The sequence below is a fragment of the Desulfosporosinus youngiae DSM 17734 genome, assembly GCF_000244895.1.
GTDB classification, from domain to species: domain Bacteria; phylum Bacillota; class Desulfitobacteriia; order Desulfitobacteriales; family Desulfitobacteriaceae; genus Desulfosporosinus; species Desulfosporosinus youngiae.
On the sequence record NZ_CM001441.1, the window covers coordinates 1,574,569 to 1,587,603 of the forward strand.

Annotated in this window: 16 protein-coding genes, 3 pseudogenes and 1 riboswitch; of the genes and pseudogenes, 18 read left to right on the forward strand and 1 reads right to left on the reverse strand. The window is 40.3% G+C overall.

All coding sequences use genetic code 11. The annotated features are described in order from the left end of the window. The first annotated feature begins 22 nt into the window (after positions 1 to 22). The 12 genes and pseudogenes from DESYODRAFT_RS07505 to DESYODRAFT_RS07550 all read left to right on the forward strand — a co-directional run bounded on the left by DESYODRAFT_RS07505 (position 23) and on the right by DESYODRAFT_RS07550 (position 6,420). Positions 23 to 436 (forward strand): arsenate reductase ArsC, encoded by a 414-nt coding sequence (locus DESYODRAFT_RS07505; protein WP_007781386.1) that lies wholly within the window; start codon positions 23 to 25, stop codon positions 434 to 436. A 5-nt stretch (positions 437 to 441) separates the two neighbouring features. Beyond that, positions 442 to 685, forward strand: a pseudogene (locus DESYODRAFT_RS29885) (mercury methylation corrinoid protein HgcA); the annotation flags it as partial. A gap of 30 nt (positions 686 to 715) precedes the next feature. Further along, positions 716 to 807, forward strand: a riboswitch (cyclic di-GMP riboswitch). A gap of 405 nt (positions 808 to 1,212) precedes the next feature. After that, positions 1,213 to 1,662 carry a sigma-70 RNA polymerase sigma factor region 4 domain-containing protein gene (locus tag DESYODRAFT_RS07510; protein ID WP_007781388.1) on the forward strand — a complete coding sequence of 150 codons (450 nt, stop codon included), beginning with the start codon at positions 1,213 to 1,215 and terminating at the stop codon, positions 1,660 to 1,662. Between the two features lie 103 nt (positions 1,663 to 1,765). Next, positions 1,766 to 2,113: a hypothetical protein gene (locus DESYODRAFT_RS28005; RefSeq protein WP_157137130.1), complete on the forward strand. Its 348-nt coding sequence runs from the start codon at positions 1,766 to 1,768 to the stop codon at positions 2,111 to 2,113. 126 nt (positions 2,114 to 2,239) lie between these two features. Then, the gene (locus DESYODRAFT_RS07515; RefSeq protein WP_007781390.1) at positions 2,240 to 3,028 is read left to right on the forward strand and encodes a recombinase family protein; all 789 of its coding nucleotides are present in this window, start codon (positions 2,240 to 2,242) and stop codon (positions 3,026 to 3,028) included. Between the two features lie 329 nt (positions 3,029 to 3,357). Next, positions 3,358 to 3,513 (forward strand): hypothetical protein, encoded by a 156-nt coding sequence (locus DESYODRAFT_RS28015; RefSeq protein WP_007781392.1) that lies wholly within the window; start codon positions 3,358 to 3,360, stop codon positions 3,511 to 3,513. 544 nt (positions 3,514 to 4,057) lie between these two features. Next, the gene (locus DESYODRAFT_RS29060) at positions 4,058 to 4,246 is read left to right on the forward strand and encodes a hypothetical protein (protein WP_052315251.1); all 189 of its coding nucleotides are present in this window, start codon (positions 4,058 to 4,060) and stop codon (positions 4,244 to 4,246) included. Then, entirely contained in the window at positions 4,224 to 4,388 is a 165-nt protein-coding gene (locus DESYODRAFT_RS28650; protein WP_007781393.1) for an SHOCT domain-containing protein, read from the forward strand. Before DESYODRAFT_RS29060 ends, DESYODRAFT_RS28650 begins: the two co-directional genes overlap by 23 nt. Positions 4,389 to 4,472: 84 nt before the next feature. Further along, on the forward strand, positions 4,473 to 4,676 hold the full coding sequence (locus DESYODRAFT_RS29890) for a hypothetical protein (RefSeq protein WP_427854311.1): 204 nt from the start codon (positions 4,473 to 4,475) through the stop codon (positions 4,674 to 4,676). Next, positions 4,630 to 4,917: pseudogene (locus tag DESYODRAFT_RS29895) on the forward strand (recombinase family protein); the annotation flags it as partial. The gene DESYODRAFT_RS29890 and the pseudogene DESYODRAFT_RS29895, both read left to right, overlap by 47 nt. Further along, positions 4,897 to 5,888: pseudogene (istB, locus tag DESYODRAFT_RS29900) on the forward strand (IS21-like element helper ATPase IstB). The pseudogenes DESYODRAFT_RS29895 and istB, both read left to right, overlap by 21 nt. A 280-nt stretch (positions 5,889 to 6,168) precedes the next feature. After that, complete coding sequence (locus tag DESYODRAFT_RS07550) at positions 6,169 to 6,420, forward strand: hypothetical protein (RefSeq protein WP_052315252.1); 252 nt, start codon at positions 6,169 to 6,171, stop codon at positions 6,418 to 6,420. Between the two features lie 190 nt (positions 6,421 to 6,610). Here DESYODRAFT_RS07550 and DESYODRAFT_RS07555 read toward each other — a convergent pair whose 3' ends face one another. Next, entirely contained in the window at positions 6,611 to 6,853 is a 243-nt protein-coding gene (locus DESYODRAFT_RS07555; RefSeq protein ID WP_007781398.1) for a hypothetical protein, read from the reverse strand. 516 nt (positions 6,854 to 7,369) lie between these two features. On the opposite strand from DESYODRAFT_RS07555, the gene DESYODRAFT_RS29905 reads away from it, so the two are divergent. From DESYODRAFT_RS29905 to DESYODRAFT_RS07580, 6 genes are all read left to right on the forward strand, one after another. Then, complete coding sequence (locus tag DESYODRAFT_RS29905; protein WP_427854322.1) at positions 7,370 to 7,522, forward strand: AAA family ATPase; 153 nt, start codon at positions 7,370 to 7,372, stop codon at positions 7,520 to 7,522. Between the two features lie 147 nt (positions 7,523 to 7,669). Next, on the forward strand, positions 7,670 to 8,686 hold the full coding sequence (locus tag DESYODRAFT_RS26590; protein WP_169315912.1) for an RNA-binding domain-containing protein: 1,017 nt from the start codon (positions 7,670 to 7,672) through the stop codon (positions 8,684 to 8,686). A gap of 201 nt (positions 8,687 to 8,887) precedes the next feature. Continuing rightward, the gene (locus DESYODRAFT_RS07565) at positions 8,888 to 9,181 is read left to right on the forward strand and encodes a hypothetical protein (protein ID WP_007781403.1); all 294 of its coding nucleotides are present in this window, start codon (positions 8,888 to 8,890) and stop codon (positions 9,179 to 9,181) included. Continuing rightward, positions 9,178 to 10,266 carry an FRG domain-containing protein gene (locus tag DESYODRAFT_RS07570; protein ID WP_007781405.1) on the forward strand — a complete coding sequence of 363 codons (1,089 nt, stop codon included), beginning with the start codon at positions 9,178 to 9,180 and terminating at the stop codon, positions 10,264 to 10,266. Before DESYODRAFT_RS07565 ends, DESYODRAFT_RS07570 begins: the two co-directional genes overlap by 4 nt. Before the next feature lie 104 nt (positions 10,267 to 10,370). Beyond that, the gene (locus DESYODRAFT_RS07575) at positions 10,371 to 11,870 is read left to right on the forward strand and encodes an ATP-dependent nuclease (RefSeq protein WP_007781407.1); all 1,500 of its coding nucleotides are present in this window, start codon (positions 10,371 to 10,373) and stop codon (positions 11,868 to 11,870) included. A 93-nt stretch (positions 11,871 to 11,963) separates the two neighbouring features. Continuing rightward, positions 11,964 to 12,947 (forward strand): hypothetical protein, encoded by a 984-nt coding sequence (locus tag DESYODRAFT_RS07580; protein WP_207636362.1) that lies wholly within the window; start codon positions 11,964 to 11,966, stop codon positions 12,945 to 12,947. Positions 12,948 to 13,035 lie beyond the last annotated feature (88 nt).

Sequence of the window (13,035 nt, forward strand, 5' to 3'; positions counted from 1 at the left end):
CGACTAAGTGAGGGAATTAATAATGAATAAAGTAAAGGTTGCCTTTGTCTGTGTACACAATTCTTGTCGTTCACAGATGGCTGAGGCTCTAGGTAAAAAATTCGCTTCAAATGTTTTCGAGTCGTACTCAGCCGGTACCGAAACAAAGCCTGCTATTGATAAAGACGCCGTCCGGATCGTAAAACAGCTTTATGATATTGATATGGAAAAGACTCAAGTTTCCAAGTTGATTCAAGCTATCCCACAACCAGATATTGTGATTACGATGGGGTGCAATGTTAATTGTCCGTACGTACCGTGTAAGTACCGAGAAGACTGGGGTCTTGAAGATCCAACTGGAAAAAGCGATGATGAGTTTATCAGAGCGGCAAGAATCATCGAAGATAAAGTTTTGAAACTTAAAGAACGGATAATGAGCGGTGAAATTAGTGCTTAGGTATTAAAGAATTATCTGGCTTGGACACTTGGATTCTAGTCCCTGATACCAAGATATTAATGTATGGTGTGCTGTTGGTAAAAGGGATCGTTGGAACGACCGAAATTTTAAATCCTCTGGCCATTGCAACTCGATAAAGCGATCTCTCATCGAACGCTGATCTTACCCCAGTTGGGTGCACCGGGCGTAAGTGCTCATGAGGTAACCCAGCATTCGGGGTTGAAGGTTGTTTACGGTTCGATAGAGGCCATGGCAGAAATGTGTTTAGGTAAAACTGAATAAAGTCAAGGGCAAACCTGCCTAAAGGCAGGGACGCAAAACCGTAGGATCTAAGGTGCTTAAAAGGCGCTATGAATAGCCTGGTTGCCAATGTTGCAAGCCTGTCTTTTAGACAGGCTTTTGTTGTATATGCTTTACAACATTGATTAATGCTTCTCAGGTCTGCCTTTTGCTGACATTTGTACTTGGCGAACGGGGGCCTCAGGATTCATTGCCGCGCTTACCGTTATCAATTCATCAGGAGGTCGAAATAAAGACAGAGCACTTTGTCTATACGGCCTTCCATCAATTCAATACCGCCGAAAACCAGCACTTCGCTTATTGCAAAGTGCTGGTTTTTTCTCAGCAGTTGATTTCACAATATTCAGTCAATTAGGTGCGAAAAACTTTACATGCTGCACCGCTTTCTGCAAAAGCACATCAGTTCCGAATTGCCGCTCACCTCCGCTTGTTCTTCATTTCCAGATTTTAAAGATCGCGAAATGGAGGACAAGCCGATGGCTAAATTAGAAAAAAGGGTGAACTATCGTAAACAGTATCCCGGTTTAAGCGATGAACAGATTGAGGCACTGGAAAAAAGCGACCGCAAGATGGAGTACCAACAATACGACCTGAAAGCAGAGCGGTACCGGATTGACTATGTTAAGCGGACCGTTGCATTCGTTCCCAGCCGGGAAGACTCCTATGAACGGCCGCTGGAGGAAAACCGGCAGTTTGCCGATGAGCGGGTAAGCGTAGAGAATGCTGCAGTGAAAACGGTCATGCTTGAGAAAATGCAGACTTGCCTGGAACTCCTGGCACCGAAGGAAAAGGAGCTGATCACTGAGCTGTTTCTTAAAGGCAAGAGCGAACGGCAGCTGTCAAGGGAAACCGGTATTCCTTATATGACCATTCATGACCGGAAGATTAAGATTCTGGGCAAATTAAAAAAACTCATGGATAAGTAAAAATAGTTCCGTGCAACCCCCTCACTCAACGTGGAAATAAGTGAGGGGGTTTCTTTATGCCCTTTCTGTTCTTTGAAAACTAAAAATCCGGCAGCATAAATACATGAACTGTCCAGCCGTGCTGAGCGGCAGCGACGTTGACAGGCGCGCCAAGACTACCTGCGGATGGGTGACAGGTATCCGTCGAACCGATGGCATCGAAGGCGACGAGCGGGAATGCCCGGTCATAAAACAGCCCGTGGTGGGCTGTTTCGCAAGGAAATGGACAGGGATAATGCTACTTCCGTCCAGCCACAGCCCTGCTGCAAGCAGGATCAGGCAATGGGGGCGGCTTCCAGAGATCCTGGGAGAGGTGAATTCCTATGAGGTTTGTTTAACCGGCAGACCGTTTATGCTGCCGCCCTGGAAGAATCATGGATTCTTTTGTGCTTCGGGAAGTAGCGTCGAATAGAAGCACGGCAACTGTTTTGGAAATGAAGAACAAACTCATCACTTTGATCTTAGATACTGCGCGGCGGGGCTTAAAAGTTCTGCCGTGTAGTATCTAAGCTAAATCTTATGTATTGGTGGGATAAAAATGACGGATGAGAAACAAAGGGCCTGGGTTTACCTGCGAGTTGGCGCTTCCGGGGATGCAAATTACTGCTTGAAAAAGCAAAGTGAGGTACTCTCGGACTATGCTAAATGGCAGGGATATGAGGTCGTCGGAATAGCTCAGGATATCGGCAGCGGTCCGAGTTTTAAACAAAACGGTTTGGCCAAAGTGGCGGAAGCCGCTGCTGCAGGCGAGATGAAGGCCTTGTTCATTGCAAGTCTTGGCAGAGATGAGGTACCAACTATTAATTTTCTCCGCGGGCTGAATGAACAGGGCATTAAGATTTTCTCGGCCAAAGAGGGTGAGATCAATGCTGCTCTCTTTAAGATACTTTCCCCGCAAGTGGTTGACGCCTTGATGAATTTAGCGAATCCGCGAGTCATGGAACATCCTTATTTAGTGGCTTATTCCGAGGATGATATCTACGTTCCCCATGTCTTAAAGGTAACTCCGAAAAATATCGCAGCCTTTATCGCTCAAAGTACGACCGGGGCAGGGGGCGACGTACTTATCACTACACCCAGTGATGTGGCCGTTATTTCAACCCATGATGGCGTTATCGACTATTGCTCGGATCAGGATTTTTTAGAAAATGAACTACTTCCTATGCTTACTTCCATGCAGCAGGGGGATATGGAGATCCCTGCTGTGGAGGAAATGGCTGAGGGAGGCGTTCTTGATTCCCGGCAAGAAGCTGATCCGGAACGGGCGGAAACGGATGCTCAGACACTGGAGGATAATCCGAGTATGACCCTTAAAATGGAATATTAGGATTGAGCTAAAATTTGACTTTCGTCGGCCACTGTCTACCTAAAAGCAGGGGCGGTCAATGGGTTGTTTTCGGAGATTCCGGGGTATCGCCCATTGCCGGATCTTGGGTGAGTTGCAGTTTCTAAGGGGGGCTGAATCGGCAGTCCGTTTATACTGCCGCTCTTTAAGATTAGGGTTCTTATGCTGTTTTGGAGTAGGCGCATTGAAGCGCGGCAATTGTTTTGGAAAGGCCTGCAAGGAGATCTCTTTGATCTCAGATAGCCGCGGCAGAGGAAATTCTCCTGCCGCATCCATGTGAGATTAAAGGCCGAAACTAAGGAGGAATCCCAATGAAAACGTCAAGACAGGATGAGATTATAGGAAAGACCGGGTCATTGGCTATGTATACGGCTATGACTGAAGTCGGAGGGCATTTTATTTTGAAAATACCACGGCTAACATCACCGACTGTATTATGCTCCACGGAGAAAATGCGGACAAAATGATTTGAACGGACAGACTCGCTCATCTGACTATAAATTCCTTCGGAGCTATCATCAACCGCTGCCCGGCTCAGACACTGCTTCAGGAAATTTTGCAAGATCTGATCCCCATGCAGATGGGGGAAAAAGAACCTGGGAAAATTCTGAGCGCGGATGAAGCGGCGTACCAAGCCCTTCTGGAGTCCAGGGAAGGGGTCAGCCCGCGAAAAGTGAGCTAAAGATGTTGTAGCAACAGCTGGGCCAGAAAGCCCAGGATATAAAATGGCTGAAGAGGCAGGGGGGAAATACCTCTGCTTCTTTTTTCTAAAGAAAGGGGAGAGGGAGGGATCATGATGAGAGAATGGAAACGTGCCTAGATCTATAGTCAAATCGATGCACCTGAAGATAGCCATGGCAGTTTAAAAACCAGCGGAATGACCTTTTTGATTATGCCAACCAAATGGAGCTGGAGGTTGTGGGAGCTTCTCAGGATACCGGAGGCAGTTGGGATTTCAGCCACAACGGGCTGATGGAGATGATGTAGGCTGCCAGGGAGGGTAAATTTGAGGTGCTGCTGATCAAGAGGGTTGACCGTTTAAGCCTGTATCCAGGAAAAACTCTTGGACTGCTCCGGGAGCTGGAGAGGTTGGGCATTCAGATTTTCTCCCCGCTGGAAGGTCAGATCCACTCGGACTCTTTTAAGCCTTTTGCTGTGATCAGGGGAGGTGCGCCGGATGTCAAGGGACCAGGAAGCTAATGAAGTGAAATACAAGGCAGCGGTCAAACTGCTGGAGATCATGTTGAGCAAGGGCCTGATTACCCTTGCTGAATACCGGAAAATCGATGAATTGAACCGTCAAACCTTCACGCCTGAACTTGCTGAGGTATATGTGAAATAATACTAGCTATCTCAAAAATGCTGTGGTAATGTGTGTTGCTGACAGGGGTCAAAAAAGGTCAAACAGGAAAGAAAGGAGAAAAGCATGGCCAAAAAAATCACCAAGATTGATCCTGTAAAGCAACAAATTACCCTGCAGTTACAGCCGAAAAAGCGGGTTTGCGCCTACTGCCGGGTCAGCAGCGACTCCCTGGGAACAGCAGAATTCTTTCACCGCCCAGCTGGAGTATTATCAGCCCCTGATCAAAGGGCGGGAAGACTGGAAATTCGCCGGGATCTATGCCGATGAAGCAAGAAGCGGAATGAAGATGCAAAAAAGAGATGACTTTTTAAGAATGATGAAGGACTGCGAAAAGGGCCGGATCGATATGATTATCACGAAATCCGTGACCCGTTTCGCCCGAAACACCGTAAACAGCATCCAAGCCATCCGAAGATTAAAGGAACTTGGCATTGCTGTCTTTTTTGAAAAGGAAAACATCAACAGCTTGGCAGAGAAAAGCGAACAGATGCTGACCATCTTAAGCTCGCTGGCCCAGGGAGAAGCTGAAAGCATCTCCAGCAACAACAAATGGGGTATTCTCAAACGTTTTCAGGACAGCACCTATATCATTAGTACACCGGCTTACGGCTATACCAAAAATGAGAACGGAGAGCTGATCATTCAGGTGGTAGAAGCTGTCGTAGTCCGTCGTATTTTCCGGGACTACCTGAATGGCAAGGGGACCCACATAATCGCCAAAGAGTTATCGGAAGAAGGCGTCCCCACCGAACTAATAGACATGCGCCTATCTGCCATGGCGGAAACCTTCAGAGAACAGTTGCGTAATCCAGAATACCAAGAGCTTTCTTTCGAAGATCGATTTAGTATGCTAGTGGATATAGAATGGTCTCGCAGACAAAACAATGCATTGGCACGACTCATTAAATCTGCTCAACTTCGAAATAATCAAGCATCAATCGAAGATATTGAATATCATCCCGATCGAAAGCTGGATAAATCACAAATTCTGCGTTTGACCACGGGCCAATATATCGAAGAGCATCACAATATTATTCTTAAAAGTGCCTCAGGAAACGGGAAAACCTATTTGGCCTGTGCTTTGGGAATCGCGGCCTGCCGTCAATTCTACAAAGTAAAATATGTTCGATTACCTGATTTGCTCGACGAGTTAGCTGTGGCTAGAGGCGAAGGTATCTTTCAAAAGGTGATGAAACCATATCAAAAAGTAAATTTGCTCATTCTAGATGAATGCTTCTCACACCGTTAAAAGGGAATGAAGCCCGTGACTTACTGGAGATTATTGAATATAGACATCAGCAAGGTTCCACTATTTTCTGTTCACAATTTGATCCCATGGGATGGCATGAGAAAATAGGAGAGGATACCTTGGCGGATGCCATTTTAGATCGCATTATTCATAATTCTTATCAGATTCTGATCGACGGCAAAGAGTCAATGCGAGAACGACATGGGCTTTCTCGGAAAGGTCGCGAATAATGGTTATCACCAAGAATTATATTCAAAAACTAGAAGAATACTATCGATTCATCTTCTCTAAGGAATTAAAGAATGAATTGATCTGCCAGCTCGGCGAAGAGCCTACTCCTTTCGAATACAGTGACCAAGACCTATGGGAGCAATCAAGAAAAATAGTATTATCATATTACAGAGAACGTTGATTTAACTACCAAAATCTATCGGGAGCTACTATCTTTAAGATAGTGGCTCTCTGCTTGTCCAAGGTGGCTCAATACTATGTCGCAAGCGGCTCAAAAACATGGCAGAAGCGGCTCATTCGCTTGGCCATAATCAGTCCACGGTGTATATCCCCTACGACTATTGGTACACTGTGTCCCTGGAACGCGATCATCATGTGGGTTTTGACAATGTGCCGGAAAAGATAGTGGATTTGCTTAGGACGTGCCATGTGGAGCAGCCGAAAATGGAGGATAGCCTCACCCAGGCTGATGAGCAGGGCAAAGCAAGCATTCCGGAATCGGGGCAGCCGAATGGACCCGTTATGAAATGAGGGAGGAACTGTTTGGAAACGATGCAACTAACTGGTTAAAACAATTAGATGAGATTGTAACCAGGGCTATCAAGGGTGTTACTATAGATCTGAATTCAGTTGTATTAATACCGCAAAACCATCAAATTTCCAAGCGATTGGGAATATAGCCGAACAAAAAATACAGCCTGCAATGGCTGTATTTTTTGTATTAATCTTCGGGAAAAGAGATTCCATGCTTTTTGAAAAATTTATACATGTTCAGCTTGCTTGCGCATAAGGAAGAGCCTTTACGAGTACCATCAGAAATGGCGGGTTTAAAATCCATTGCTGCTTTAGTGTATCCTTCGATGTTACCATCCTTACGGCCTTTTTGATAATAAGCTTGAGAAATTTCAGCTCCTATTAACATGAAACTTTCAGGTGAAATATTGGGGAACTTGTTAAAATCCATAAAGCAAACCCCCTAGCTGTTTATGGATTTATTATGTCATTAAAAAGGAGATTTATTCGAGTGGCTTTGTGTTATCTGGGTGGATTACACACAGAATATGGCCCATACCCTCCAGTTTTAGCCTCTTGAAGCATAGTCTGTATCTTGCTCTTTGCAAGATACAGACATCCATCCCGGTGATATTTTTCGCCAGTCTTGGTTATGTACACAAGCGTGCCTTGAGGATCTTGTGTATCGGTTGCTGTGTCATGACAACTGGCGGTGAGCTGGGCGTTACAGCAGTAGCATCATTTCTTCATAGCGGATTAAAACCGATGGCTGGCAGTACCGGGGAAGAGATTGAGTATCCTGTTATGTCGAGTTTGTTGTGAGTGTGGACTCTGTGTGAAATGGAGTTATGAATATTGGAAAATATGTGAGATTATTGATGAAAAAGATCACCCAAAGATATACAATTAGAATAACAATGTTGCTTGTAGTGGTATTAGGAGAGGCAACTTAAAAGTGGGTGATAATATGCATATTAAGAATTTAAAGATATCCAATATGGGATACATAAAAAGTTCTGACTTAAGATTTGAATCTAACAATATAAATATAATTCAAGGTGCAAATGGAAGTGGAAAAACTACTGTTTTAGCGGTGCTATATTCAATGTTTCAAGATTAGGAAACTTTAAAATACAAAAGCAATCAGAGAGAAAATGCCCAAATCGCGGTTTCAATTGAAAACCAAGGAAAGAACTACGAGCTAGTAAAGCATTACCAAGATGGGGAAACGAAGATTCTTGTTAACTCGCTGAAAGAAATGAAGCAATTGACATCGATAGAATATGATAAAATCTTCCTTTTTAGTGGCGAATTTATTCATGATAGATATTGGCTATCGGATTCGAAAATAAAGATAGCGCTAGACTTGCTAGATAATTTATATATTAAAGACGAAAATCTGTCTGATATGTATAGTCATAAGGATACAAAATATCGTTTTGTATCTCAAGGTTATCAAAGCTATTTAACGATTTTAAGCATATTAGCTACTATACCGAATGGCAGCGTTTTTTTAGGTGATGAACCGTTTGCAAACCTAGATAGGATAATGGCAGAGAAAGTATACGATACGATGGAGAAATTAGATGGTATTCAATTTATATTGACCGCTAATTCTCAATTTCATATGAATAGGCCCTTCCAGAAAGTCGAGCTAGTCGTCAATGATATTTTTCATAGAAATGCAAATCTCACGTTTAACTATGAAAGATTTTTCTACAAGGATGTAAAAGAAAAATTATCAGCATTCGATAAAGATAGCGGGCAAATTGCTAATCCCAAGCCAATTGTAAAATATCGCTTGAACGAGTTGGTAAATGAAGAAGAAAATAGGAATGTTGAATTCAAAGAGATAAAGGGTAATAACCCTTGTGAGTCCATTATTTCGAACGCGGAGATATATATTATTGCATATTTAAATAGTTGGGAAACTGGTTATGGCATAATTAAATGGGGGATTAGTGATAAAGGAAGGATAAAAGGAGTAAGCCTCTTAAAAGAAGATCGGGATAATATAAGAAAAAAGCTTACTGAACGCATTTCCCAAGTGAAACCATACATAAGCCAAGATTTATTACATATTTCATTTGAAGAAATAATCGATGATTCAGAAGATATAATTCCAGAGGTTTATATCGTTGAAATAGCTATTGAAGCCATTAAAAAGGAAGAATTATTTTCAACATCAAAAGGAGAAGTTTATATGAAAACAGAAGGTGGGAAAATCAAGCTTACTTCATACGAAATTCAACAAGAATTAAAAAGACGCTTCTTAACCCAATAAGAAGCCGAAATTGCTGAGCAAGTTAGTAGAAATATTATATATGACGACCTACAATCGCTGGTGATGGATGTTATGGGGTATTACTGGCGTTCACATTGGCTCGATTTTCGATCAGAGTTGCGGGAAAGATGTGATAAACTTAAACTATGCTAATCTGTAATGGATGAGGAATTGTAAATTATAAATTCAGGAGGAAGAAATATGAGAAATGGAGGACAGCTTACAGGCAAAGAATTTGAAGAAATCAAAATGTTGGCTGATAAAGCTGTAAGTGCTCATAATAAAAAATCAGCTGATCCTTTTATAAAACGCTTAGATTTTATGCAAAGAACTCTGGATATAGAGCCTTATAAGAGGTATGTTCTTGCTGAACTTGTATCCAATGTAAGCGCTGCGGCAGGACGAGTAAGAGATAAAGATCATTGGATAGATGCTGTGAATCAAAGTCTTTTCAAGTTAAAATCTTCTACTGAAGATATGGGAGACATAAAATGAGATACTCAAAAAAAGAGTTGGAAGGTCTGCCGATTCCAAAAGAGATAGTTGTAAAGGATTTAGCTGAGTATATAAACTTGTTTTCAAATAATGAATTTGAAAACTACATATTTCGTGGAGAGCCAACAAATTACCATGAGACAATATCTTCTGCACTTAGAAATAAGGAGTATCCTTTTATTCCAATGAAAAATGAATTTAGACGAGAGATTTTCCATAGACTTACCCCTGATGAACGCAGTAACTTTTTGGCTTTTGCTCAACATCATGGAATACCAACTAACCTTATTGATTTTACGAGATCGCCTTTGGTTGCATTGTTTTTTGCGTGTCAACCATTTCATAATCCAGATGAACGCCTTGAACAGGAAAGAGGGTTTGTATATCTTCTTAAAGATGAACTGATTGATATTACAGATTTGCTTTCGCGCAATGAAGATAAGAATTTCCTTGATCTTTTTATACGAAATGAAAATAATATTATTTTGGATTCATATCGGGCAATTGCTGATTTCTACAAACAGCATCCTGAAAAATTCTACTATTATTTCAAGCAGTTAGCTGACGATTGGCAGTATTACTTTATTGATATGCAACCCCGTATTCCTAAAAAGTCTAAATTTCCATTGTACAATAATGGGCAATATGCAAGTGAGTTGCCCTATGAATATGTAAAAGACGGTAAAGAATTGATTGCCGAAATTAAGCGGCAATATGGGTCAATAGACTTGGTTGCGCTTGAATACACACTAAAACTGCAGTCATTCTTAAAGCGAATCTTGGATGTTGAAGCACCAGTATGGTGGCTTAACTGTATCCCCAACTTTCTATACACACCAATATTATCGTTTGAAAGAGGGCGGAATCAGCAAGGTTTATTTGTCTATCAGGCATATCTCTCTTTTGATGAAAGAACATATAATACGCATATCCTTTCCCATCAAAGGGTATGGCCTGATGTTATAATCGTTATTGAGAATAAAGGAAAAGTACTGCATGAGTTGGATTTCATGGGTATTAATGAAAAATTCATATATGGCGATTATGATAGTATTGCAAGGTATATAAAGAAAAAGTATGACTGAAGAAATGAACGGAGATATGAAGTAATGGCTTCATGATCAGTTTGAAGCATTATCCCTTTTCCTTCTATAAGATTCACCTCATAGCATTAAGGAGTTAATTTATTATGGAATTAGTTATGCATATTAATAATGTAAAATCTATAAGGGATTTTACTTTTAAGTTCCCTCTGGAAAAAGGATTGTATGCTATAACGGGGGAAAATGCATCAGGAAAGAGTACTCTTGTGGCATGTGCCTCTACTGTATTTTTTATGATGCCTATGTATGATTATTTTGGAAGACCCGATGGTGATGCTTATATTGAATTTACGTTGGGCACCTCCGTACGGGGCTGGCATTATCACAACAAGCAGTGGTTGCAGAAAACTTCTACGCAGAAAATGGCATTAAACGGATTCTATGAAGGTAGTATTATTTTTGGAAACCGTTTTAAAGATACTTCTTTTTCTGTTATACGTATTCTTGATAGATTATCATCTAGTGACATGGGTTGTGCAGATGAGTTTATTAGAACCAACTTGGGTGTTATTCTTCATGATGACCCCAATCATTATGAAAAACTACTTGTGATTAAAAAGGAAGTAGCAAGGGAAAAAGGGCTTTTTGGCGAACCGTACTTTTATGAATTGCCACAGAACAGATATATTAGTCAAGCAAGGATGTCTACCGGAGAGAATCTGCTTATCAGCATTTTGCACTCTCTTAACATTGTTCGAAAGAAACGGATTACACATAATGAAGGAAGACCATGTATTGTATTTTTAGACGAAATAGAACTTGCGCTTCACGCTTCCTCACTTCGACGCTTAGTACACTTTTTGCAAAGAATCTCAGATGATTTAGATTTATCCATCTTTTTCTCAACACATTCATTAGAACTAATTAGAGGGATTAAACCTCAAAATATTTACTATTTAACCAAGCAAATTGATGGTTCAATTTCAATAACAAACCCCTGTTACCCTGCCTTTGCAACACGCAACTTATATAGTGATGACGGCTATGGAAATGATGTTGTTATTTTTGTTGAAGATGAAGTTGCGAAATGTATTGTTGAAAGAATATTGTTAGAGAAAGATATTCTTCACAATATACGTGTCAAGGTTTTACCGACAGGTGGTTGGACAAACACAATTACGATGGCACATGATGTTATCTCGTCTCGCCTACTTTTAAAAGATACCAAACTAGTTCTTATACTGGACAAAGATATAAAAGACGAAGTGCCTAAATTTATGGCTAACCATAAACAGTATAAATATCTCAGTCCTGATTATCTGCCAATAAGCAGTCTAGAAAAATATTTAAAAGCAAAGTTAGTTAATAAGGTGGATAGTCAATTATATAAACAGTTAGATAATTATCTCTTTCAAGGGAGACCGCTATCGTCTGCTTTACGTAAGTATCAAGTAGAAACAAATATTCACGATGATTTAGACGGAAAAACTTTATATGGTTATTTAATCAATGAACTTAGAAGCATACGAAAGGATAGAGAAGATTTGGCAGAAATAGTTGTTATATATCTTATGGAAACGGACAAAAACTTGGTTGATACACTTGCAAATTATTTAAGAAAGAAAATAGAGGATGGTTTGTCGTAACTGATATTTACCAAACCTTATATCTTTATTAATTTAAATTTAATTGTAGACTCCCTATTATTTATAACATACCAAATTATTGAAAAGTCAAAGATGATGAAGTTGGTAATTTTAAATTTAGTAAGGGAGATGGCCATGATGCATGACTCTATCGAAATTGATGATAATGATGAAAACTTGATCGTCCTTAAGGAAACGTTAGATGAAATGTCAGATTTACTTGACTTCACTTCTGATAGTGCATTCCAACAGATTCAAATGGAGTGGATTGGGAACAAAACTTATTTAATACAAGGACAGGCTTTAGATGCGGCAAGACATACATTATCAAGCATATGGGGGTGCTGCAAACACGCCTGCTTTTCAGATGCGTTTACGCTGGTAAGGAAATTCCGTGACGATTTAGTACAATACTTATTCGTGATTTCTACACTTAATGGAATAGAAGGTTTATCTGAAGAAGAAGCAGAGAAATATCTCAACGATATAACAGATACTGATAAAGTTACAGAAGGTTTAAACCTACTACTTGAAATCATATCATCTGGTCGAAAAAAGAAGCCCCACGAGAAGGCTGTGGATTCATGGTTAGACAACACATTATCAGATGATGCCCATTTCCAAGACAGAAGGCTATATTTTGATGCCTCCAAATATATCTTTTTATTAAAAAATGATGATACTATTAAAAACTGTTTCGAGTTGTATTTAAAGCCTTTATGGTCAACTCTTGATCGCGAACTAAATAATTATGTACATGCTAATGGCATCAAATATGTCATGTCTAATTTGCCCAATTATATCTACGATCGTAGAAAGGATATAATAGTTCATCTTGTATCAGCAATAAGAGGTATTATGGTGATTTTTATATCACTGATAATACTTATCAAACCTTTATCTATCCAGTCTTGCGATTATATTAATTATCTTGACATAGGAGAAACGCCTCCGGAAGGGAGCGAATATTGGGTTGCCTCAATTATACAGAACTTCATTGATGCAGATATTGCCCGAGTATCTTCAGGTCTAAAGCAATTTCTGAAAGAAAATAACAAATATAGTATGCAGATATGAGTAGCCTCCAGATTTCCATTGTTCATATTAAAAATAGATATGATGAAATTGTAATGAATAAAGCCTTCAAAGCTTTGATACGCTTTTG